The organism is Micromonospora humidisoli, from assembly GCF_016900955.1.
Lineage (GTDB): Bacteria > Actinomycetota > Actinomycetes > Mycobacteriales > Micromonosporaceae > Micromonospora > Micromonospora wenchangensis.
Genome location: NZ_JAFEUO010000008.1, coordinates 36,882 through 56,799, shown reverse-complemented (window position 1 = coordinate 56,799; position 19,918 = coordinate 36,882). Strand labels below are relative to the sequence as shown.

General features: G+C 73.2%; 15 protein-coding genes and 1 riboswitch. Of the genes, 6 read left to right on the top strand and 9 right to left on the bottom strand.

Annotated features, from left to right (window positions below; genetic code table 11):
- From JQN84_RS26000 to JQN84_RS25980, 5 genes are all read right to left on the bottom strand, one after another.
- Positions 1-1,422, bottom strand: coding sequence for a sensor histidine kinase (locus JQN84_RS26000; RefSeq protein ID WP_204961198.1), 1,422 nt, complete (start codon positions 1,420-1,422; stop codon positions 1-3).
- A gap of 10 nt (positions 1,423-1,432) precedes the next feature.
- Positions 1,433-2,089 carry a response regulator transcription factor gene (locus JQN84_RS25995; RefSeq protein WP_204961197.1) on the bottom strand — a complete coding sequence of 219 codons (657 nt, stop codon included), beginning with the start codon at positions 2,087-2,089 and terminating at the stop codon, positions 1,433-1,435.
- Positions 2,090-2,259: 170 nt separating this feature from the next.
- Positions 2,260-4,014: a CDP-glycerol glycerophosphotransferase family protein gene (locus tag JQN84_RS25990; RefSeq protein WP_204961445.1), complete on the bottom strand. Its 1,755-nt coding sequence runs from the start codon at positions 4,012-4,014 to the stop codon at positions 2,260-2,262.
- Positions 4,015-4,228: 214 nt separating this feature from the next.
- Positions 4,229-6,325, bottom strand: coding sequence for a DUF6077 domain-containing protein (locus tag JQN84_RS25985; RefSeq protein ID WP_204961196.1), 2,097 nt, complete (start codon positions 6,323-6,325; stop codon positions 4,229-4,231).
- A 167-nt stretch (positions 6,326-6,492) separates the two neighbouring features.
- Complete coding sequence (locus JQN84_RS25980) at positions 6,493-7,131, bottom strand: TetR/AcrR family transcriptional regulator (RefSeq protein WP_204961195.1); 639 nt, start codon at positions 7,129-7,131, stop codon at positions 6,493-6,495.
- A gap of 177 nt (positions 7,132-7,308) precedes the next feature.
- Here JQN84_RS25980 and JQN84_RS25975 point away from each other — a divergent pair, with 177 nt between their 5' ends.
- The 4 genes from JQN84_RS25975 to JQN84_RS25960 all read left to right on the top strand — a co-directional run bounded on the left by JQN84_RS25975 (position 7,309) and on the right by JQN84_RS25960 (position 12,429).
- Positions 7,309-8,202 (top strand): ABC transporter permease, encoded by an 894-nt coding sequence (locus JQN84_RS25975; protein ID WP_204961194.1) that lies wholly within the window; start codon positions 7,309-7,311, stop codon positions 8,200-8,202.
- A complete protein-coding gene (locus JQN84_RS25970; RefSeq protein ID WP_204961193.1) occupies positions 8,195-9,013 on the top strand; it encodes an ABC transporter ATP-binding protein in 819 nt (272 codons plus the stop codon). The genes JQN84_RS25975 and JQN84_RS25970 overlap by 8 nt, the downstream gene beginning before the upstream one ends.
- 170 nt (positions 9,014-9,183) lie before the next feature.
- Complete coding sequence (locus JQN84_RS25965; RefSeq protein WP_204961192.1) at positions 9,184-10,692, top strand: bifunctional cytidylyltransferase/SDR family oxidoreductase; 1,509 nt, start codon at positions 9,184-9,186, stop codon at positions 10,690-10,692.
- Positions 10,693-10,716: 24 nt separating this feature from the next.
- A complete protein-coding gene (locus tag JQN84_RS25960; RefSeq protein WP_204961191.1) occupies positions 10,717-12,429 on the top strand; it encodes a CDP-glycerol glycerophosphotransferase family protein in 1,713 nt (570 codons plus the stop codon).
- Between the two features lie 408 nt (positions 12,430-12,837).
- Here JQN84_RS25960 and JQN84_RS25955 read toward each other — a convergent pair whose 3' ends face one another.
- The 4 genes from JQN84_RS25955 to JQN84_RS25940 form a co-directional block, all read right to left on the bottom strand.
- Positions 12,838-13,689, bottom strand: a complete 852-nt coding sequence (locus tag JQN84_RS25955; RefSeq protein WP_204961444.1) for a C39 family peptidase — start codon at positions 13,687-13,689, stop codon at positions 12,838-12,840.
- Between the two features lie 273 nt (positions 13,690-13,962).
- Positions 13,963-14,107: riboswitch (cyclic di-AMP (ydaO/yuaA leader) on the bottom strand.
- Positions 14,108-14,479: 372 nt separating this feature from the next.
- Complete coding sequence (locus JQN84_RS25950; protein WP_204961190.1) at positions 14,480-15,241, bottom strand: hypothetical protein; 762 nt, start codon at positions 15,239-15,241, stop codon at positions 14,480-14,482.
- 137 nt (positions 15,242-15,378) lie between these two features.
- A complete protein-coding gene (locus tag JQN84_RS25945; protein ID WP_204961189.1) occupies positions 15,379-15,774 on the bottom strand; it encodes a hypothetical protein in 396 nt (131 codons plus the stop codon).
- Between the two features lie 215 nt (positions 15,775-15,989).
- Positions 15,990-17,201: an acyltransferase family protein gene (locus JQN84_RS25940; protein WP_307821435.1), complete on the bottom strand. Its 1,212-nt coding sequence runs from the start codon at positions 17,199-17,201 to the stop codon at positions 15,990-15,992.
- A gap of 180 nt (positions 17,202-17,381) precedes the next feature.
- Between JQN84_RS25940 and JQN84_RS25935 the strand changes: the two genes are divergently transcribed.
- Together JQN84_RS25935 and JQN84_RS25930 are read left to right on the top strand one after the other, a co-directional pair.
- Complete coding sequence (locus JQN84_RS25935) at positions 17,382-18,707, top strand: polysaccharide pyruvyl transferase family protein (RefSeq protein WP_204961188.1); 1,326 nt, start codon at positions 17,382-17,384, stop codon at positions 18,705-18,707.
- Between the two features lie 89 nt (positions 18,708-18,796).
- Positions 18,797-19,915 (top strand): glycosyltransferase family 2 protein, encoded by a 1,119-nt coding sequence (locus tag JQN84_RS25930; protein WP_204961187.1) that lies wholly within the window; start codon positions 18,797-18,799, stop codon positions 19,913-19,915.
- Positions 19,916-19,918: the final 3 nt, after the last annotated feature.

Sequence of the window (19,918 nt, the reverse complement as noted above, 5' to 3'; positions counted from 1 at the left end):
TCAGCCCGCCCCGGCGGGCAGGGCGGGGGCACCGGCGTCCGACGGAGGGTCGGTGCCGCACGGGCCGGGGAACCACAGCTCGGCGACCAGGCCGCGCGGCTGACCCGGGTGCATGGTGAGCCGGCCGTCGGAGGCGTCCACCAGCACCGCCACGATGGTCAGCCCGAGGCCGGCGCCCTCGATGTTCTGCGCGTCCGGGGCCCGCCAGAACCGCTCGGTGGCCTGGTCGAGCTGGCCCGAGGTCATCCCGGGGCCGGTGTCGCGCACCTCCAGCGCGGTGCCCCCGTCGGCGTGCCGGACCGCCACGGTCACCTCACCACCGTCGCCGCTGAACTTGATCGCGTTGTCGATCAGCGCGTCCAACGCCTGGTCGACGGCGGTCGGCACGGTCCGGGCGTAGGCCGGGCCGGCCGCCGCCAGGCGCAACGTGACCGACCGGTGCCGGGCCAGCGGCTCCCACGCGGCGACCCGGGACGCGGCCACCGCCGCCGCGTCCACGGTGACCCGCTCGTTCTGCTCCCGCTCGGCGCGGGCCAGGGTGAGCAGCCCGTCGAGGACCAGCGCCAACCGGTCGGTCTCCTCCAGGGCGAGCCGGTGCTCGGCCCGGCCGTCCTGATCGACCACGCTCGGCCCCAGCTCCTCCACCCGCAGCCGCAACGCGGTCAACGGATTGCGCAGCTGGTGACTGGCGTGCGCGACGAAGGCCCGCTGCCGGTCCATCACGTCGGCGACCACCGCCGCCATGTGGTTGAAGCTGGCCGCCAACCGGCGCAGCTCCGGCGGGCCCCACCGGTCCTGCACCCGGGCACCCCGGTCCCCCTCGGCGATCTCGTGGGTCACCGCGTCCAGCTCGGTCACCGGGCGCAGCACCCAACCGGCCAGCCCGAACGCGGTGGAGACGCAGGCCAGCACGGCGAGCAGGCCGATCCCGGCCAGCAGCAGCCACCACGCGGTGACCGTGCGGCGCACCTTCGCCACCGGTGTGGCGGTGACCACCGCGCCGAGCACCTCACCACCGTCGTTGATCGGCACGGCCACCACCAGCGGGCCGTCCACCCACGGCCACACCGAGTCCGGACCGTTGAACTGCTGCCCGGCCAGCGCGGTGTCCAGGGCCGCCCGGGTGTCCCGGCCGGTACGCCAACTCGTCGACACCACCAGCGCCCGGCCGTCCCGGTCGACGACGGCCGCCCCGATGCCGTAGAGCTGGTCGTAGCTGACGAGTTCGCCGGTCAGCGGCCCTGCTCCGCCGCCGCGCAGCGCCGGCCCGGCCAGCGAGGCGAACCGGGTCGCGTCGGCGAGCCGGTCGGCGCGGACCCGGTCGGTCTCCCGGGACGCCAGGGTCGCCGCGAGGGGTGTCTCCAACGCCAGCAGCACCAGCACCATCAGCAGCAGGTAGCTGATCACCAGTCGACGCCGCACCGGCTGCCCCTCACTCGCCCCGGAGCCGGTAGCCGACCCCGCGTACGGTCTCCACCAGCCGGGCGTCGCCGAGCTTGCCGCGCAGCGAACCGACGTGCACCTCCACGGTGTGCCGGTCGGCCCAGGTGGTGCCCCAGACGTCGAGCAGGATGCGGTCCCGGGGCACCGCCGTGCCGGGCTGACGGGCCAGCGAGAGCAGGATGTCGAACTCCTTACGGGTCAACGCCACCGGCTGACCGGCGACGGCGACCGTCCGGGCGGACACGTCGATGCGGACCGGCCCGACCTCGATCAGGTCCCGGGCCGGCGCGGCGTGCGCCGCCCGCCGCAGCACCGCCTCGATCCGGGCCTGCAACTCCACCATCGAGAACGGCTTCACCACGTAGTCGTCGGCACCGAGCCGCAGCCCGAGCACCCGGTCGCGTTCCTCGCCCCGGGCGGTGACCGCGATGATGCCGAGCTGGCTGCTGCGCCGCCGCAACTCCCGGCACACCTCGGTGCCGTCCCCGTCGGGCAGGGTGAGGTCGAGCAGGACCAGGTCGCAGGGGGCGGCGGAGAGGGCGGCGGCGACGGTGGCCGCGTGCTCGACCTCGTACCCGCGTCGGGTCAGCGCCGAGGCGAGGGCGGCGGCCACCCGTCGGTCGTCCTCGACCAGCAGGATGCGCACCGGTGACCCCCATTCGTCGTACGGATGTCGAGCGAATGGTGGCAGAAGCGCCGGCGTGGGGGAAACGGTGGGCGACCCCGCGCCGGTCACCGGGATGCCGCCGCCACCGGCCGGGGAAACGGCGCGGGACCCGGGGCGGGCGTCCACCCCGGGTCCCACGGCCCGGTCGGTCAGCGGCAGAGCCGGCCGATCTCCTCCTGGAACCGGTCCATCGGGTTGGCCTCGGCCGGGCCGAGCAGGTAGGTCTTCAGCTCCCGCCGGGCGTCGGTCATCGGGTCGTCACCGGCCCGGGTCACCGCGACGATCTTCTCCAGCTCGCCGCAGTCCCGGGAGAGCAGGTACGCCCCCCGGGAGGTGGGGAACTCGCGCCGGAACTCGTCCTCCGGCAGCCCGCTCGGGTTGGCCACCACGTACGGCCGCTGGCTCTGCACGAAGTCGGAGACCACGCTGGAGATGTCGCTGATCAGCAGGTCGGTCTGGTTGAAGCAGTCGAACAGGGCGGGGACCCGGCCGGTGACCACCCGGTGCCCCGGGCCGTCGAGCGAACCGGAGTCGGGGTCGCCGCCGGCGGCGCGGATCAGCGACACCAGCCGCTCGTGCACCGCCCGTGCCTCCTTGGAGCGGGAGCCGGTCAGCGGGTGCGGCTTGTAGACCAGGCGCACCTGCGGCGAGGCGAGCACGCCCCGGACGATCCGCTCCCCCATCAGCACCAGCGAGGTGTGGTACGGGTCGTCGTCGAGCCAGCCCTCCCAGGTGGGGGCGTACAGGACGGTGAACGGCCGGTCCGGGGCGGTCCCGCCGAAGGTGTGCACCCCGGCCAGCTGCGGCCGGCCGATCTCCACGATGTCCTCGTCGCGGACACCGACCGCGGCCCGCGCGTACCGCTCCCGGCCGGCCAGGCCGGCGACCCACACCTCGTCGTACACCTTGCTGTACGGGTTGACGCTGGCCTGTTTGTCGCTGTCGCCGTGGCCGACGAACACGTGCTTCATGCCCGGCTCACGCAGCATGTGGATGTTCGCGCCGACGTTGGCCGCGTAGAGGGCGGCCCGCACGGTGCCCAGTTCGAGGTTCATGAAGTCCGGGCCGGTCGGCACGCAGATCACCGGCAGCCGGGTGTCGGCCAGTTCGAAGAACGCCTCCCTGCTGCGCATCAGCACGACCGCCCGCTGGTTCAGCGCCTCGGTCGGGGCCAGCCACATGTTCGCCTGGTAGACGTCCTTGGCCGGGCCGGCGAAGTAGAGCGCGACCTCGGGGCGGTAGCCGTCGATCCAGCGCTGGAGCACCGGCAGCACCGGGCTCTTGCCGGTGCCCCGCCCGCGCAGCCAGGTCACCGCGACGACCGCGCCGACCAGGGCGGCGAGCCCGGCGGCCAGCGCGGCGACCGCCAGCATGACGGTGACGTCGGTGCGGACCGCCGCGACCACGGCGGCCGGGATCAGCAGCACGTTGAGCACCGCGAGCGGGACGCCGGCCAGGGCGGCGACCCAGCCGGGCGGGCGGGGGGCCGACCGGATCGGACCCAACTCGATGTTGCGGACCAGGGCGGAGACCGGGTTCCGCCTGTCGATCATGGTGTTGAGGGCGCCCGAGAAGACGGCGGTCACCCAGACCGCCGCCGGCAGCACCAGCAGCCAGGTCAGCTCGACCCCGGTGAGCGGGACCGTGGCGGCGACCAGCAGCACGCTGGCCAGGTCGCGGCTGAGCTGCCGGTAGCCCCGGTTGAGGCCGACCTTCTCCAGCAGCGTCTCCGAGGGAGGCGACCAGCGGGTGACGGCGAACTCGCCGACGACGGCGGCCAGCCCGGCCACGGCGAACAGGGCCACCCATCCGAAAACGCCCGCGACGAGCATGACCAGGTAGGACAGCACCAGCAGCGCGCCTCGGGCGGCGGTGCCGGTGCGTTCCAGTAACGAGCCGAACAAGGGGGACGCTCCCAACGAGATCGATGACGGGCGGGGCCCGGCGGTCGACGGCCTCGTCGTACGACGGGCGTGACCGCAGCACCGCGACCGAACGGGCCGGCCTGCGGGTGACTGCGACTTTAACGCGAGAGGACGTCCCGGTGTCGCTCGGGTATCCAGGTCCATTTCGGTCAGACGAGACGATACCTGGCGGACGACCCGGGCCGTCCGCCGCTCAGCCCGTCCGGCCGTAGCAGGTCGTCGCGCCCGGGCCACGCCGCGAGGCGAACTCGGTGAAGCCCAGCTCGACGGCCGTCTGCCGGGCGTACCGGTTGCCGTTGTAGACGCAGATGGTGCCCACCCCGAGCCGCTCCACGGCGGTGGCGACCTGCGCCCGGTCGGGTTTCTCCCGCCCGTCGGCGAAATGGGCCAGCAGCAGCCGGTCCTTGGCGAAATCGGAGTTCAGGTCGTACTCGACCAGGTAGAAGTCGCGGGGCAGGACGACCCGGACCCGACTGGTGACGATCAGTGAGGTTCGCATGATCGTCGAGGGGGCCAGGACGAGCCCGTCCGGCCGGTCCCGTCCGGCGATCCAGAATGCGATCTCCTGCCGCTGCTGGGGCAGTTTCCAGGTGGGTCGGGTGTGCGTCTCCACCCAACTGTCCGGCGACCACATCGGGGTGGCCCAGACGGCGAACGAGGTGACCATCGCGGCGGCGACCAGCGCGCCGACCGCACCGCGCAGCAGCCGCGACGGCGACGGGACGTGCACCGTGCAGAGCAGACCGATCAGGGTCGGCAGGGCGAGCAGCCACGGCACCCGCCAGAGCACCACGGAAATGCCGGTCAGCGCGCCGAGCGTCTCCAGCACGCCGGGCACCAGCAGCACGCTCATCACCAGGGCGGCACCGGCGGCCAGCAGCGCCGGGGTGCGCCGGCGGGCCAGCAGCGGCCCGCACCACAGCGCCAGGCCACTGATCACCCCGACGATCCCGACCAGCAGCGTGCGCCGGTAGGTGTACTCGGCGTCGAAGAAGGCGTCGTCCGCACCGGCGGCGTCCATGCCGCCCAGCACGAGCCGGGACACCACGATCGCCCCCACCGGGTACGCCACGGCGGCGAGCCCACCGACCACCGCGTCCTTCCACCGGCCGACCAGCAGCATCGCCAGCCCGGCCGCGCCGACCAGCATCGGCAGGATGATCGCCGAGGTGGTGGTGAGGCCGGCCGCGGTGACCGAGAGGGCGAAGACGAGCAGCAGCGAACGGCGGGACCGGGTGTCGAACCACTCGGTGAGGTAGAGCCACATCAACGGGATGACCGCCGAGACGAACATCCCCTTACCCTCGTAGAGGCGGGGCAGGTGGAAGGTGCCGAGCGCGGCGTCCGACCCGGCCACCAGGTAGAGGTAGGTCACCGCGACGCTGAACGCGAGCACCGGGCGGCGCGGGGCCCACCGGTGGGTGAGCCGCCACAGCGCCAGGACGGCCAGCACCGCCATCACCGGCAGCGCGAGGTACCAGGTGGCGGACGCCCCGTGGATGCCGAGCACGTGGGCGAGCGCGCCGTCGAACACCTCGATCGACGGGGTGGGCGGCAGCGACCCCATCGCCGGGGCGACGTTCTCGGTGAACAGGAAGTCGTTGGTGGGCACCAGGTCACGCTCGGCGACCCAGACCGTCTTGCCCACGTAGTAGACGTCGTCCGGGGTGTTACGGGCCAGGTAGAGCGAGGAGATCGCGACCCCGACCGAGATCAGCAGCGCGTACCCGGACTGGAGAGCGGTGGGGACGGGTGGCGCGGGTGGGTCGGCGTCGTCGGCCCGCCACGCCCGCCGGGTGAGCAGCATGACGCCGATCCCCGCGACAGCGCCGGCGACGGCGGGGACCCACCAGGACAGCACGTCGCCGGCCGGGGTGCCGGCGAGGCCGGCGGTGACGGCGGCGACCACTCCGGCGGCGACCACGGGCAGCAGGAAGCGGCGCGGCTGGCCCGTCCCGCCCGCCGGGACGGGGTCGGCGGCCGGTGCGGGGGGCGTGACGGGGACACGGGTCCGCCGCAGGGCGCGCACCGCGACCACGGCGGCGATCACGACGCAGCCGACGAGCCAGCTCAGGAAGGTCACCGACGGGCGCAGCCCGAACAGGAAGGAGGCGTGGTAGAGCACCGTCCACAGCGCGAAGCCGAGCACACCCGCGTCGGTGATGACGGCCGGGGCGGCGGCGAGCGCCGACCGCAGCCGGTGCGCGGGGCGCGGTCGTCCGGCGACCGGCCCGGCGGGGGGTGGTGCGACGGGCGGGGGCGCGACGGCAACGGGGTCGGCGTTCGGCACGGGTCGTCCTTGTCGTCGTACGGGCACGGTACGCGAGAGTCGTACGGCCGGCGGGCGGCGGACGGTCGCCCGGCTCCGGTCCGCAAAGCAGGGTAACCGCAACCACCTCGGATCGATGGCCGGTGGGCGGCGTGGCGGTGTCCCGGAGACGGCCGGGTGGGGACCGGTCAACCGGACACCGGTGCCTCCCGCTGGCGGGGCACCGTGCCGTTCGCGGTCAACCCGGTCGCCACGGACTCCACCAGCAGGTCCAGGTAGCTCGGGGTGAGCGGGGTCCGTGCGATGGCCAGCCGCCAGTACAGCGGGCCGACGATCAGGTCGACGGCCGCGTCGGCGTCGGTGTCGGCGGGCAGTTCGCCGCGCTGCACCGCCAGGCCGATCAGTCGCCCGCCGATCTCCTGCTGCTTGGCCCGCAGGAGCTGCTGGAGGGTGGCGTCGATGGTCGGGTTGCGGGCCGCCTCGGCCAGCAGGTCGGGGATGATCTGCGAGGCCAGCGGGTGGCCGAGCGCGTGGGCGATCACCTGGAACAGCAGCGTCAGGTCGCCGCGTAGGCTGCCGGTGTCCAGCGCCGGCAGTTTGTTGCCGGCGGCGGCCACCACGGTCTCGATCACCAGGTCGAGTTTCGAGTTCCACCGCCGGTAGATCGCGGTCTTGCTCACCCCGGCCCGGCGGGCCACCGCCTCGATGGAGAGCCGCCCGTATCCGACCGCGGCGAGTTCCTGCATCAACGCGCGGCGGATGGCCCTGGTGATGTCGCCTCTCAGCACTGCGGCACCGGCCGGCGTACGCCTCTTGTCGCTGGTCATCGGGGACTTCTCGCACCTGTCACGGGGGCCAATGTAGCGCAACGACGGTACGGTTGCGTCCCGACGTGTTATGGACTACCGTCCACGCAGCGACGAGGCTGCCCCGGCGCCGCGCCGACCCACAGTTCCCATCGTCGCGCGCATCCCGTTGGTACGAAAGATCGGAGCGCCCTTCCCATGGCCACCACCGCGCTGGTCGACCCCGAAACGGGCCTGACCCAGGCGCAGCTGGCCGCTCGGCACGGACTACGGGTCGCCGGCGAGCGCCCCTCCCTGACCGAGTACAGCCGCAGACTGTGGGCCTACCGGCACTTCACCGCCGCGTACGCCAACGCCAAACTGGTCGCTTCGTACAGCAACGCCAAGCTGGGCCAGATCTGGCAGGTGCTCACCCCGCTGACCAACGCCGCCGTCTACTACCTGATCTTCGGCGTGGTGCTCGGGCAGAACACCATCCCGAACTTCATCGCGTACCTGACCACCGGGTTGTTCATCTTCAACTTCACCCAGAGCGCGGTGCTGGCCGGCACCCAGTCGATCAGCGGCAACCTGGGGCTGATCCGGGCCCTGCACTTCCCCCGGGCCTGCCTGCCGCTGGCCGCCACGCTCACCCAGTTCCAGCAGCTGCTGGCCTCGATGATCGTGCTGGTCGGCATCGTCCTGGTGACCGGCGAGCCGATCACCCTGGCCTGGCTGATGCTGCCCCCGGCGCTGCTGCTGCAGGCGCTGTTCAACGCCGGGGTCGTGATGGTGGTCGCCCGGATGGGCTCCAAGGCCAGCGACCTCAAGCAGGTCATGCCGTTCATCCTGCGCACCTGGATGTACGGCTCCGGCGTGCTCTACAGCGTCAAGCTGTTCGACCGGCTGCCCGAGTGGGCCTCGACGCTGATCCAGTTCAACCCGATCCTGGTCTACATCGAGCTGGCCCGGTACGCCCTGCTGGAGCAGGCGCCGCTGCTCAACGAGTCGGTGACCCAACTCTGGCTGGTGGCGTTCGGCTGGGCGGTGCTGGGTGGCATCGCCGGGTACGTCTACTTCTGGCGCGGCGAACAGGAGTACGGCCGTGGATGACCGGTTCGAGACGTCCAACGACGTCACCGTGACCCTGCCCCGGATCGTCGAGCGGATCCCCACCGTGGTGGTCGACGACGCACACGTGATCTACCGGGTACACAAGGGCGCCGGGGGCGGTACCACCCCGGTGGCCGCGCTGCGCCGGCTGGTCAAGCGCTCCTCCGCACCGAACATCCAGGAGGTGCACGCGGTCAAGGGGGTCTCCTTCACCGCCTACCGGGGTGAGGCGATCGGCCTGATCGGCAGCAACGGCTCCGGCAAGTCGACCCTGCTGCGCACCATCGCCGGGCTGCTCCCGGTCAACCGGGGCGCGGTCTACACCCAGGGCCAGCCGTCCCTGCTCGGGGTGAACGCCGCCCTGCTCAACGACCTGTCCGGTGAGCGCAACGTCACCCTCGGCTGCCTGGCGATGGGCATGCAGCCCGACGACGTGGCCCGGATGACCCCGGAGATCATCGAGTTCTCCGGGATCAACCAGCGCGGCGACTTCGCCAGCCTGCCGATGCGGACGTACTCCTCGGGCATGGCGGCCCGGCTGCGGTTCTCCATCGCCGCCGCCAAGAAACACGACGTGCTGCTGATCGACGAGGCGCTCGCCACCGGCGACAAGGGCTTCCGCAAGCGCAGCGAGCAGCGGGTGCGGGAACTGCGCGAGGGGGCCGGCACGGTCTTCCTGGTCAGCCACCAGCTCTCCTCGGTACGGGACACCTGTGAACGGACGATCTGGTTGGAGTCGGGGCTGATCCGGATGGACGGGCCCACCGACGAGGTGATCCGGGCGTACGAGGCATTCGCCAACGGCAAGTAGCATTCCGGGCGCGCGTACCGCGTCGGTTCGACGCCCGGCGGACCGCGTCGTCCCGTTGGGGCGGCGCGGTCCGCGCGTTAAGGTTCATCCCGTCGCCACGCTGGCGCAACCCTCCGTTCAGGGTGACCCCCGGGACGCGTGCAGACATCCCCCGAGAGTGAGGATCGGCAATGACGCAGGACCACACCACTGGCCCGGACGCCACACCGGAGACCCCGGCGCCGTGGCGGCCCTCGCGGACGGTGGCGGTGGTGCTGGCCGGAGGCACCGGGACCCGGCTGGGCCTGGGCATCCCGAAGCAGTTGCTGAAGATCGCCGGCAAGCCGATCATCGAGCACACCCTGGCCGTCTTCGAGGCCGCCCCGGAGATCGACGAGATCATCGTGCTGATGGCCACCGGCCACGTCGCCGACGCCCAGCAGATCGTCGACAAGGCCGGCTTCCGCAAGGTCAGCAAGGTGATCGAGGGCGGCGACACCCGCAACGCCACCACCCGGATCGCCCTGGACGCGGTCGGCGACGGCGACGTCAACATCCTCTTCCACGACGCGGTCCGCCCGCTGGTCAGCGCCCGGATCGTCCGCGAGTGCGTGAACGCGCTGTGGACCTACTCCGCCGTCGACGTGGCCATCCCCTCGGCCGACACGATCATCCAGGTCGACGAGGACGAGTGCATCACCGACATCCCGGTCCGGTCCCGGCTGCGCCGGGGGCAGACCCCGCAGGCGTTCCGCTCGGGCACCATCCGGGAGGCGTACCGGCGGGCCGAGGGCGACCCGGACTTCGCCGCCACCGACGACTGCGGCGTGGTGCTGCGCTACCTGCCCGGCACCCCGATCAAGGTGATCGACGGGTCGGACGAGAACATCAAGGTCACCCACCCGGTCGACGTGCACCTCGCCGACAAGCTGTTCCAGCTCGCCGCCGCCCAGGCCCCCCGGCTGTCGCACCGCAGCTACACCGAGGAGCTGGCCGGGCGCACGATCGTCATCTTCGGCGGCAGCTACGGCATCGGGCACGACCTGGCCGAGCTGGCCCGGGGCTACGGCGCGCAGGTCTTCCCGTTCAGCCGGTCCAGCACCGGCACCCACGTCGAGCAGACCGGCGACGTCGAGGCCGCGCTGAAGACCGCGTTCGAGGCCACCGGCCGGATCGACCACGTGGTGGTCACCGCCGGCATCCTGGAGAAGGGCGCGCTGGCCGAGATGGACGAGGAGACCATGGACCGGGTGCTCCAGGTCAACTTCGTCGGGCCGGTGATCGCCGCCCGGCAGTCGCTGCCGTACCTGCAACAGACCAAGGGTCAGCTGCTGCTCTACACGTCCAGCTCCTACACCCGGGGCCGGGCCCAGTACGCGCTCTACTCGTCGACGAAGGCGGCGCTGGTCAACCTGACCCAGGCGCTGTCCGACGAGTGGGCCGAGTACGGCGTCCGGGTCAACTGCATCAACCCGGAGCGCACCGCCACCCCGATGCGTACCAAGGCGTTCGGTGAGGAGCCGGAGCACACCCTGCTGGCCGCCGAGACGGTCGCCCAGTCCTCGCTCGACGTGCTGATCTCCGACCTGACCGGCCAGGTGATCGACGTCCGGCGGGCCCCCGGCGAGCCGGCCCCGGTGCCGGCCCAGCCGACCGCGGCCGAGCAGGACCGGCTGCCCAGCGGCGTCGACGCCGGCTGACCCGACCCCCCGGAGACGTACGACATGCGTGGTGACCTGGTCAGGAAACTGATCGCACGGTGCCTGACCACCGGCCTGGCCGTGCTCGCCTTCCTGGTGGTGGCGTTCACCGGCGCGACCGGCTGGGGCCTGGCCCTGGCGGTGGCCGCGCTGGCCGCCGCCGGCTACGAACGCCGGGTCCGCCCCGACGCCGACATCGTCGCCGAGACGGTGCTGCTGGCCGCCGGCATCCTGGTCGGCTACGCCCGCCGGCTCGACGACGGGTTCGACCCGGTGCTGGCGCTCACCGCGCTGCTGCTGCTGGGCCTGGTGCTGCTGGTGGGGCCGCTGCGCGATGCCGGCAACCTGGAGATCCGGGCGGCGAACCTGCCGGTGCGGGCGTGGACCCCGCTGGTCGCCGCCCGCCTCGGCGGCATCCTGCTGGGGCTGCTCGCGGTGGTGGCGGTGGCCGCCGCCCTCGCCCTGCCCGCCGTGGTCGCGCTGGCCGTCGTGCTGGTGGTGGCGGCCGGCTGCGGCGCGGTCGGCCTGGACCTGGCCCGGCGGCGGTTCCGGCCGCCGGGCGGGGGCGGCCCGGTGACCCGGGCGCTACGTGCGCACCAGCCGGAGTTCCTGCTCTACTTCTCCGCCCCACCCGGCTCGGAATACCAGGTCACCATGTGGCTGCCCTACCTGGAACGGTTGGGCCGGCCGTTCCTGGTGCTGCTGCGGGAGCCGGAATTCCTGCCCACGATCGCCGCCGCGACCAGCGCCCCGGTGGTCTACTGCCCCACCCTCAAGGCCATGGACGAGGCGCTGGTGCCCAGCCTGCGGGTGGCGTTCTATGTCAACCACGGGGCGAAGAACAGCCACTGCATCCGGTTCACCCAGCTCACCCACGTGCAGCTGCACCACGGCGACAGCGACAAGGCCCCCAGCGCCAACCCGGTCTCGGCCATCTTCGACAAGATCTTCGTGGCCGGTCCGGCGGCGATCGAGCGGTACGCGCGGGCCGGCGTGGAGATCCCCGCCGAGAAGTTCGTCGTGGTCGGCCGTCCGCAGGTCGAAGCCATCGAGGTACGCCGGGAGGCCCGCCCGCCGGCCGCCCCGACGGTGCTCTACACCCCCACCTGGACCGGCCACCACGCCGACGCCAACTACTGCTCGCTGCCGGTGGCAGAGCCGCTGCTGCGCCGGCTGCTCGACCGGGGGGCCACGGTGATCCTGCGGGCCCACCCGTACACCGGGCAGAACCCGGCCTCGGCCCGGCAGTTGGCCCGGCTCACCGAGCTGCTCGCCGCCGACCGGACCCGGACCGGGCGGCAGCACCTGTGGGGGGCAGCGGCCAGCCGTGAGCTGAGCCTGACCGACTGTGTCAACCGCTCCGACGCGCTGGTCTCCGACGTCTCCGGGGTCATCTCCGACTACCTCTACTCGGGCAAGCCGTACGCGGTGACCGACCTGGGCGTCGACGGTGACGAGTTCCTGGACCGGTTCCCGCTGGCCCGCTCCGGTTACGTGCTGCGCCGGGACATGGCCAACCTGGACGAGGTGCTGACCGGGCTGCTGGACACCGATCCGCTGGCGGCGGCCCGGTGGGACACCCGCCGCCGCTACCTGGGCGACTTCCCCGACGACGCGTACGCCGACGGTTTCCTCGACGCGGCCCGCCGGGAGCTGGAGCCGGGCTGGAACCCGCCGGCCCCGCGTACCGCCGGCACCGCCACCTGGGACGACGCTTCGGTGTCCCCGCGCGGCTGACCGGGAGTCGACCCGGGCCGGGGTGGTGGCGTGGTTCGCCACTCGGGCCCGACGCGTGCACGGACGCCCCCTCGCAAGTGCCGTCTGCCGCCTACAGACCTGATGACGCAAACGAATCACGCCGTGTGTGCCCTCGCTGACCGGCCGGGTACCGGCAATGATCGGCTCCGCCTGAAGTAGGTGCGGCGTCGGCACTGAGTCGTTGCCGTCATCAGCTCTGTAGGGAGCGAGGGTGGTATGTGCACCCCTCGGACGATGCAGGCGTGGTTGGTCCGGGGCGCGCCGGGTGGCACCCGGCATCGGTGGTGCCGATGCCGTCAGTCCTCGTCGGTCGGGCCGACAGCGGACCGCCCCGGTGCCCGTGGTCAGGCAGCCGAGGCGGTCCGGATCGAATTCGAGAGCAACGGGTCAGGCGGAGTAGCCCCGGGTGGCGATCCAGTTCGCCAGGGTGGTCACGCCGACCCAGTAGGCCGGCAGGGACGGGTCGGCCGAGTCGGCGATCCGCACGGTACGGCCGTTGTCCCGGTAGCCCACGGCGGCGACGTAGTGGCCACCGGGGAAGGAGTGCCAGCCGCCGTCGAGGTCGGTGGCGTCCCCGGCCACGTTCGCGACCACGGCCCGCTTGTCGGTGACCGCCGCGACCACGTCGGCCCGCAGCCGCTCGACCTGCGCGTCGCTCGGGGTGCCGGCGAACATCCGGGTCCGGTACGGATCGCCCTTGACCACGGCGTTGAGCACCCGGGTGGTGTCCTCGGCCGAGTTGGTGCCCATCTCGGTGGTGCCCAACTGGGCGGCGAGGTCGTCCTGGCCGCGCTCGATGCCGGCCGCGCTGAGCGCGTTACGCACCGCCGCCGGGCCACAGTAGTAGTAGGTGATCTGGGCCTGGTAGTCGTAGCGCAGAACCTTCGACGACGGCGGCTTCGGGGCCGCCTTGCGGGTCAGGTCCGGGTCGACGGTGGGACGGGACTTCGCCCGGGTGACGCGCGGCGACGGGGTGGGGCTCGCCGACGGGCTGGCCGTGGGGGTGGCCGACGGGCTGGCCGGGGCGGGCGTGGCCACCCGGGCCTGGGCGCGGCTGGCGACGTCGTCGAGGCGGGGGGCGGTCTCGGCCACGGCGGTGGCGCGCTGCTGGTCGGTCGGGGCGTCGTCGACCCCGGCGGCCAGGGCGGTGCCACCGGCGGCCAGGACGAGGACCGCCGCCGAGCCGACGACCATCCGGTACGGGCGCTGGGCGCCCAGTCGGCGGAGCTGTCGCTTCATGTGGTGCTTCACGGGGTGTTCCTCCACGGGGCGAGGCGGCCGGGCACGCCGGACCGGCACGTGGCGGGTACGCCACGCGCGGATCGGGTGTTTGGGCCGCTCGTTCGGTAGGGTCCGCCCGACGGGAGCCGGGCGGATCGGCGGGTCGCCCGAGTGGGGTCGGGCGGCGGGGTGGACGGCCGGGTCAGCGCGTCAGGCGCGACGGTCCGGCGGCACCCCGGCACCGAGGTGGAGGGATTACCGAGGGGGTGGGGTCATGCTGCACGAGGAGGGAACTCCTTCCGCTGCCGCCGACCGGGTTAGCTGACGGATTCGGGCGGGAAGATCGCCCTACCCCGGGCCGTGGCCCGGAGATTCACCCCAGGTGGTGCGTGTGGGTCCCCGGTTCGTGACAAGCACGATTGAGCGGGTCGGCGCGGCGTCGCCTGCTGCGATCGGGAACCGCACCGGACCGCAGCGACACTACTGGTCGCCCTTGCCTCCCGCCAAGCCCTGTGACCTGCGTAAACATCGCCGGGCAGGCCGATGTGCGGGGCGTTCGGGCAGCCCGGGTGCGGGCCGGGGACGAATGGTCGTCCGGGCCCGTCGGGGCCGTGACCGGACAACCGACCCGCAACCTCCGATGATCAACGAAGTCGATGTGACCGGGTGTGACGGGCTGTCCGGTTCCGCCGCTGCGTGACCGCGTCCACACCCGCCTGGGTAACAATTCGGTCCCCGGGACTCCCGACCTCCCGACCTCCCGGCCCACCCGGCCCGGGGTGGGACCAGGCGGTAGTCGCGGGGCGGGTCAGCCCACCCGGGCCGGGTGCCAGCGGGTGGCCGGGGTCGGGCGGGTCGCCGCCGACGTCGCGGCCCGGGGCAGCGGCACCCGGCCCGGACGCACCCGCTGCGTCGCCGCGTACGCCTCGGCGGCCAGCGACCGGGCGGCCTCGGCGGCCAGCTCGGCGTCCCGCCACGCGACGCGTTCCCGCCAGTGCGCCGCCCGGTACGCCGCCCGCCGGTCCTCCCGGACCGCCCGGGCGAGCATCACCTCGTGCTCAACGGGGTGCCGGCGCGGGTCCCAGCCGTCGCGGTGCGCGAAGACGTCCCGCAGCCGCTCCACCGACAGTTCGCCCCGCCAGTGCGCCGCCACCGCCTCCTGGTGCAGCCACCGCTCCCGGCCGGCGTACTCGGCAGGCGTCCGGGGGGTACGCGGGGTGGGCAGCGCCCCCGCGCCGGTGAACCGTCGGGCCGCCGTCTCCGCCTCGTCGTACTCCTGCCAGGCCCGTTCCAGGGTGTCCTGCGCGGCCAGCCAGGCGGCCCGGTGACGGCGGGCGGTCTGGGCGGCCCCGGCGGCGGCCACGGTCACCTCGTCGGCGTAGCGGCGCAGGTCGGCGACCGGGGGTGGGGCGTCGGGCGGCGGCCCGACGGCGGTCACGTCGGTCGGCTGCTCCCGTTCGGGGCGGGCGACCAGGACGGCGAGGCCGGTCAACGCGAGGACGAGCAGCAGGGACCAGATCGCGGTGGCGGTCGGCACCCCGATCAGGAACTGGGACAGCACGGTGGTCACGGGTCGACACCTCGCGGGCGGATGGGGCGGATCGGGGCCGTACCGGGGCGGAACCGTTGCGGGCAACGTCCGTCCGGGGCGGTACGGGGACGAGGTCGTGGTGGTGGCGGCGGGCGGGCGGCCCCGGTGGGGCGGGGTCAGCGCGCCGGGGGTGCCCGGGGCCCGGGGGCGGCGGGCATCCGACCGGCCGGTGTCGACAGGGTGGCCGTCGGAAGCTCCCGTGCCGGACCGGCCGGCACGGCGGGCAGGCCGGCGTCGACCCGGTCGGTCGTCACCACGTCGACCCGCTCCGTCCCGCGGCCGTCGGCGCGGATGCCGTCACCCTGACCGGACGGGGTGTCGAGGGCCCCGGCCGCGGGGAAGGAGTGCGACGCGTCGGCCGACAGTGCGCCGGGGACCGGATCGAACAGCGCGGGGCCGGACAGCGCCGGGCCGGCGGCGGCGAACGCGAGTGCGACGGCGAGGCCGGCGAGCAGCCGGGACATCCCGCGCGCGACCCACCACAGGGGACTGGTGAGCGCGACCGGGAACACGGGAACACGCTACCGAAGGGGCCACCGGCCCGCAGCACCGCCGGGCGTGTCGCCGCGCCGGCCGCGCGGCAACCGGTCACACCCGGGCGGGCGACGGACCCCGGGCTCGGCATCCACCGTGGAGGGAGTCCCGCCGCCGCCCACGACCGAGCCGGCACACCGCCACCGAGGCGGCAGGTAGCGGCAGGCCGGCAGGGAACAGAGCCGGGGCAAGATCAGTGCGGGTCGCGCGGGCCCGCGTACTCGACGGGGCGGGCGTCGCGCGGCCCGCCGTCGGCCCCCCTCGGCCCCGGCACGACCGCCGTCCCGCCGGCACCCGGAGCAGCGGCACCGGGAACAGCGGCCGGGGCGGGGCGGCGGCGGGGGGCCAGCCGGCGCATCATCGGGGTCTCCACGAAGCGGTGCAACGCGGCGGCCAGCGCCAGGTTCACCACCAGGAAGCCGAGTACGGCCAGCGGCCCCGACCAGCCGGGCAACCCGACGCCCCAGTGCCCGGTGAGCCGCAGCACGGTCATCATCACCAGCACGTGCACCAGGTAGAAGGCGAACGACACCTCACCGAGCCAGATCAGGGTGCGGTGCCGCCACGGCGACCGGCGACCCTGCACGTCCGCGCGGGCCGCCGCCGGGATGACCAGGATGTACGCCACCGACAGCAGCGCCGCCCACATCTCGGCCGGGATCCAGTGCGCCGCCACCCAGACGACCACGAACAGCAGGCTGGCCAGGGTCAGCCCGGGACCCCGCCAATGGCCCCGACGCAGCAGCTCGGCGGCGGCCACGCCCAGCCAGAACTCGGTGGAGCGGACCAGCGGGAAGACCTGGGTGAACCACCAGTTGCTGCCCTCGGGCAGCAACTGCTGGCCGGGCCAGAGCGCCAGGATCACCAGCGGCACCGCCACCACCACGGCCCACAGCACGCCGGAGTGGGCCCGTCGGATCGCCGGCAGCGCCAGCGGCAGGCAGAGGTAGAAGAACAGCTCGCAGGAGAGCGACCAGCTCACGTTGTTGATGCTGTAGAAGTAGCCGGGGGTGGGGTCCCACGCCTGGACGAGGAAGAGGTTCTCCAGGGCGGCGCGGGGCACCACCGGGTCGGCGAACCACCACATCACCAGCAGCGCCGCCGCCCAGGTCAGCACGTGGTTGGGATAGATCTTGGCGAGCCGGCGACGCCAGAAGTCCCGCCGCCGGTCGCCGTCGCGGGCCGACCAGACCAGCACGAAGCCACTGAGGATGAAGAAGAACTGCACCCCGGACAGGCCCAGGGTGAACAGCCAGTCGACCACCGCCTTGGCGTCGGGCTGGGTGACGATCCGCATGGTGCCGACGTGGTAGCCGAAGACCAGCATGGCGGCGATCCACCGCAGCCCGGTCAGCGACGGGAGCCGGTTCAGCGCCGGGGACGCGGGGGTGGGCACGCTGGTCACCCGGGGCACCCTACCGGCACACCCCGGTACCGGCGACGGACCGGGGTGGTGCGGATGTGCGGAAGGTGTACGAAATCCCTCCACTGCCCTAACATCGCGGGACCTGTCGGTGTCGGCGTACCCGTGGGTCAGATCGGCGGCCGGCGGAGGCTCCCGGCGAACGAGGAACGGAGCGAAGTGGTGCACCAACGGATCCTGATGCGGGCGAAGAAGGACCCGTTCGACGTACGCGGCCCGGAGGAGGCGTACGAGGGGAACTGGATCGGGGAGAACAACGGCAACCTGGTCTTCAGTCACGCCGCCCACAAGCTGCTGCGCACCTCCACCGCGCGGATCACGTCGACCGAGTTCAAGGTCGACCTGCGCGACGCCGACCGGATCAACGAGCAGTACGACGTGTACGTCATCCCGCTGGCCAACGCGTTCCGGCGCAGCTACGCCCACCGCATCGAGGTGATGACGAAGCTGGTCGAGCGGCTGCGCATCCCGGTGGTGGTGTTCGGGGTGGGCGTACAGACCGACATCCACGGCGACCGGGAGTACCTGCGTCCGATCGACGACGTGGTCAGCCGGTTCGTCCGGGCGGCGCTGGAGCGGGGGCCGAGTATCGGCGTACGCGGGGAGATCACCGCGCAGTACCTGAACACGCTGGGCTTTTCCGCCGTCGACGTGATCGGCTGCCCGTCGATGTTCCTGCACGGCGACCAGCTCCGGGTGGAGAAGTCCGCGCCGGCCCTGAGCACCGACGCCCGGGTGGCGCTGACCGTCTCCCCGTACGTCAAGTCGATGGCGAAGATCATCGCCTCGCACCAGGCCCGCTACCCCAACCTGCGCTACCTGCCGCAGGACCTCAAGACGCTGGGCACCCTGCTCTACGGCGACGCGCCGCAGGACCGGGGCAAGACCAGCGCCATCCCGATCCACACCTCGCACCCGCTGTTCACGCAGGACAAGGTGCGGATGTTCCTCGACCCGTGGACCTGGATGGACTACCTCGCCGGGTTCGACTTCGCCTTCGGCACCCGCATCCACGGCACCATCACCGCGCTGGTCTCCGGCACCCCCGGCTACCTGTTCGCGCACGACTCGCGCACCCTGGAGCTGGCCCGCTACTTCGACATCCCGCACCGGCTGATGCCGGACGTGCCGGCGGACGTGGACGCCGCCCAGCTCTACGCCGAGGCCGACTACACCGGCCTGAACACCGGGCACCGGGCCCGCTACGAGGTGATGCGCGCCTTCCTCGCCCGGCACGACCTCGGCAACGCGTTCGACGACGGCGACAGCGCGGCCCGCTTCGACGCGCAGGTCCGCGAGACGGTGTTCCCACCGGCGGTCCGGCCCGCCTCGGCCAGTTCACCCGAGGAACTGCTGGCCCGCATCCAGTGGCTGCGCGACCGCAACACGGCGCTCGGCGACGACGTGCGGGAGCTGCGTGACCAGCGGCTTCGGGCCCGGGTGCGGCGCGCGGTCCCGGCACCGGTACGGCGGATCATAGGTCGTTAACCTGCCGCTCGGCCGGTGTTCAGCAGCTCCATCTCCACCGGATACGTCACGTTCCGTGGCCGTCCATACCCGTGCACCAGGGTGGCGGGGTGGTCAACCAGCCCGCGCCCACCCCGCTGCTCAGCGTCGTCGTCCCGGTCCACGGGGTGGAGGCGTACCTGCACCAGTGCCTCGACTCGGTGCGCACGGACGTGCCGGCCGACGCGGCGGGCGCGGTCGAGATCGTCGCCGTCGACGACGCCTCGCCGGACCGGTGCGGGGAGCTGCTGCGCGCGTACGCGGCCGAGCATCCGGGCGTCCGCGTGGTGCACCTGGCCCGCAACGTCGGGTTGGGTCCGGCCCGCAACGCCGGCCTGGACGTGGCCGTCGGCGAGTACGTCTGGTTCGTCGACAGCGACGACTGGCTGCCGCCGGGCACCGTCCCGGCGGTGCTGGACCGGCTCCGGGCGCACCGCCCCGACGTGCTGATGCTCGACCACCTGCGGGTACGCGACGACGGCCGGCGCGAGGTGGACGCGAGCAGTCACCTGCTGCGCGGCATCCCCGGGGTGGTCCGCCTCGCCGACCGCCCCGGGCTGCTGCGGGTGCAGCACACCGCGTGGAACAAGGTGGTCCGCCGGGCCCACCTGCACGCGCTGGAACTGCGCTTCCACCCCGGCTGGTACGAGGACATCCCGTTCAGCAACCCGCTGCTCATCGGTGCCGAGCGGATCTCCGTGCTGGACCGGGTCTGCTACCTCTACCGGCAGGGCCGGCAGGGCGCGATCACCTCCACCCGCAGCGGTCGCCACTTCGACGCCTTCGACCAGTACGACCGGCTGTTCGACTGGGTCGCCCGCCGGTATCCCGACGAGCGGCTGCGCGGCGAGCTGTTCGCCCTGATGGTCAACCACATGCTGGTGGTGGTCGGCAACGACGGCCGGCTGCACCCGCACCTGCGTCGGGAGTTCTTCCACCGGGTCGCCGCGCACTACCGCCGGCACCTGCCGCCGGGCGGCTACCCCCGGCCGGGCGGGGTGGCCGGGCTCAAGCACCGGCTGGTCGGTCGGGACGCCTATCTCGCGTACGCGGTGCTGCGCAACGCGCACCGGCTGGCCGGCTGGCTGCGCCGCCCGGCCGCCCCACCGCAACCGGTGCCGCCGGTCGTCGGGCCGGCCCACCACTCCCCCGCCGACCGCGACGCGCTGGCGGGTCGCGGCAGCAGGTGACCG